At 59.3% G+C, this 1964-nt stretch carries 3 protein-coding genes; 1 reads left to right on the forward strand and 2 read right to left on the reverse strand.

What is annotated here, in order from left to right; genetic code table 11:
• Together AWB82_RS36565 and AWB82_RS36570 are read right to left on the reverse strand one after the other, a co-directional pair.
• The coding region (locus tag AWB82_RS36565; protein WP_200818294.1) for an alanine racemase at positions 1-234 on the reverse strand (234 nt) is incomplete at its 3' end.
• Positions 235-506: 272 nt separating this feature from the next.
• Entirely contained in the window at positions 507-1427 is a 921-nt protein-coding gene (locus AWB82_RS36570) for a LysR substrate-binding domain-containing protein (protein ID WP_086974097.1), read from the reverse strand.
• A 131-nt stretch (positions 1428-1558) separates the two neighbouring features.
• Here AWB82_RS36570 and AWB82_RS36575 point away from each other — a divergent pair, with 131 nt between their 5' ends.
• Positions 1559-1948, forward strand: a complete 390-nt coding sequence (locus tag AWB82_RS36575) for a RidA family protein (protein WP_086974098.1) — start codon at positions 1559-1561, stop codon at positions 1946-1948.
• Positions 1949-1964 lie beyond the last annotated feature (16 nt).

The following is a 1964-nucleotide window of genomic DNA, read 5'->3' on the forward strand; positions in this document are numbered from 1 at the left end:
GTCAAGCACGCCGCTCGCAAAGAACTGCTCGGCTTCCTTCAGCGTGGACACGGTGATGCCGCGTGCGCCCGCGTCGACCTGGGCCTGCACCACCTGATTGCATTTGGTGGTTTTCACGTGCGGGCGGAAACTCACGCCGAGCGCATTCAGCCGGTGCTGCATCCGCTCGATATTACGGGTCATGCGTTCAACATCGATCAATGCGGCGGGGGTATTCAGCGACTGCAATTCCATCTGCGGCTCCTTGCGATTGCATGCGCGAGTGGGGCACGGGGATCGGCATGACGCCGTGCGGGCCAGGTGATCGAGTCGTCACTATAGGATTGGTGTCGGATCTTGTGTTTAACGAACGATAAACCGAGCGTTAATCCCAATTAAACACTACCGAATCCGTGCTGGATGACGCGGCGAGCCTGCTTTGAAGCGCGTCGGCTTGATGTAAGTGCTGCTTCGGATGGCCGTTGTTCGAATCGGGACCGAGTTCGGTCGTCGCGCGAGCGCTCGCCTCAACTGCGCCACGGAACGGGATCGAACGCACGCTTCGCGGCTTCGAGAAACACCTGCTGACGGATCGTCAGGCCATGACGAGTTGGCGTCAACGCCATGACCGGAGCAGATGCGAGACGCCATGCGGGCAACACGCGTTTGAGTTTTCCCGTTGCGATCAGGCGCGCAGCGTCCCATTCGGAGCGCTCGACGATTCCAATTCCTTCGATGGCCCAGTCGCGGACGACCGTACCGTCGTTGGAAGACAAAGCGCCATGAAGCCTCACAGTGACGGCTTTCGCATGTCGCTTTCCCGTGGCGTCATCTTGCGTGAAACGCAGACGCGTCACGTCCTCGTCGTTCTCGCGCAGTGTCAGCCACGGGAACTTCGTGAGTTCCGACGGATGCGCGAGCTTCGACAAGCGGCGCGCGAGGGCGGGACTTGCGCACAGGAGGCGGTCGTTGGGCGCGAGATAGTGCCCGACCCACGACGATCCCTTGACATTGCCGATTGATATGACGACGTCGGCACCCTGAGCCGCAGTGAGTGGGCTATCGGACAGGATCAGTGAAATCTCAAGATTCGCATGCAAGCGATGCAGATCGCGGACGAGCGGCGCGAGATACGCGCGGCCAAAGCCAAACGGCGCGACAACCCGCAAATTTCCACTCACTCCACTTGATGTATCTGAGACGCGTGACGGAATCGACTCGATCCGCTCCATGATCTCAACGGCTTCCTGGACCAGCCGCTGACCTTCCGTGGTGAGCGAAATGCCCCGCGCCGCACGCGTGGCAAGACTTACGCCCATGCGCTCTTCGAGGCGCTGAAGACGAAGCGTCACCGCGGGCGGCGTGAGGTCCAGCAGCCGCGCAGCGGCAGCAAGCGATGGCGAAACACCAAGCGCGCGAAACAGGCGCATGTCTTCCAATTCGATCATTAAGCGGGCTTTAACGATGGGTTCAATGGATATTAAACATGATAAAAAATTTTCTTTCTATAGTGTATGTGCCCGGCAACGGCTGGCCTGTCAAAGACGCCAGGAACCTCTTTTAACGTGGAGCAGCGCTTATGTACCAATCCGGACGCGTAGAGCTTTTTCCGCGGACGTTAAACCCGGCTGGACTCGCGACGCCGGGCGGTCACTACAGTCATGTTTCGATTGCCAATGGACTGGTCTTCGTGTCCGGTCAACTGCCCATTGACGCGCTCGGCACCAGGCTCACGGACCGCGATTTCGACACACAGGCAGCGCAGGTGTTGGCCAATCTGGGCAAGGCGCTGAGCGGCACGGGCAGCGATGTTTCGAAGCTGCTGCAGGTCCGTGTCTATGTCGTCGATGTCGCACATTGGGCAAGTTTCAACACGATCTATGCGCGCTGGGCCGGCGACGCCAAACCCACCTCATTACACATAAGTCGTGACAGTGGCGCGCCGCGAAAAGTCGTTTACGGTCAATGACATAGCGGATGGGGTT

This window comes from Caballeronia glebae, assembly GCF_001545035.1.
In the GTDB taxonomy this organism is placed as follows: Bacteria; Pseudomonadota; Gammaproteobacteria; order Burkholderiales; family Burkholderiaceae; genus Caballeronia; species Caballeronia glebae.